This is a genomic window from Shewanella benthica KT99 (genome assembly GCF_000172075.1).
In the GTDB taxonomy this organism is placed as follows: Bacteria; Pseudomonadota; Gammaproteobacteria; order Enterobacterales; family Shewanellaceae; genus Shewanella; species Shewanella benthica_A.
On the sequence record NZ_ABIC01000113.1, the window covers coordinates 1 to 1,050 of the forward strand.

1 rRNA gene is annotated in these 1,050 nt (G+C 48.0%); it reads left to right on the forward strand.

The features are described 5' to 3' along the window. Positions 1–193: 193 nt before the first annotated feature. Positions 194–1,050, forward strand: a 23S ribosomal RNA gene (locus KT99_RS19800); the annotation flags it as partial.

Here is a 1,050-nt window from a genome sequence, read left to right on the forward strand (position 1 = left end):
TTAGTTGCGATACGATTCGTTTTCTACTATTTGTAGAGAATATTGAGTCTGTTAGCGCAGTCGATGTGTTGTTAGGCAAGGCGCGAAAGCGAACGAGGAGGGCGTGTAGTTTACTACATAACCGACAAGTGAGTTTGAGTAACGCTGCATAACAGTATAGTGGCAAGCGGATAAAGACCCATGTGGGTTGTATGGTTAAGTGACTAAGCGTATACGGTGGATGCCTTGGCAGTCAGAGGCGATGAAGGACGTAGTAACTTGCGAAAAGCGTTGGCGAGCTAGTAACAAGCATTTGAGCTAACGATGTCCGAATGGGGAAACCCACTCACATAAGTGAGTATCACATACTGAATACATAGGTATGTGAGGCAAACCCGGGGAACTGAAACATCTAAGTACCCGGAGGAACAGAAATCAACCGAGATTCCCCTAGTAGCGGCGAGCGAACGGGGATTAGCCCTTAAGTCTATAGGGTGTTAGTGGAATGAGTTGGAAAGCTCAGCGGCACAGGGTGATAGCCCCGTACATGAAAACTAACTATAGATGAAAACGAGTAGGACGGGACACGTGACATCTTGTCTGAACATGGGGGGACCATCCTCCAAGGCTAAATACTCCTGACTGACCGATAGTGAACCAGTACCGTGAGGGAAAGGCGAAAAGAACCCCTGTGAGGGGAGTGAAATAGAACCTGAAACCGTATACGTACAAGCAGTGGGAGCGGTTCCATTCTTCGGAATAAGAGACCGTGACTGCGTACCTTTTGTATAATGGGTCAGCGACTTACATTTTGTAGCGAGGTTAAGCGAATAGCGGAGCCGTAGGGAAACCGAGTGTTAACTGCGCGTTTAGTTGCAAGGTGTAGACCCGAAACCCGGTGATCTATCCATGGGCAGGTTGAAGGTTGAGTAACATCAACTGGAGGACCGAACCGACTTATGTTGAAAAATGAGCGGATGACTTGTGGATGGGGGTGAAAGGCCAATCAAACCGGGAGATATCTGGTTCTCCTCGAAAGCTATTTAGGTAGCGCCTCGAGCGAATACCATT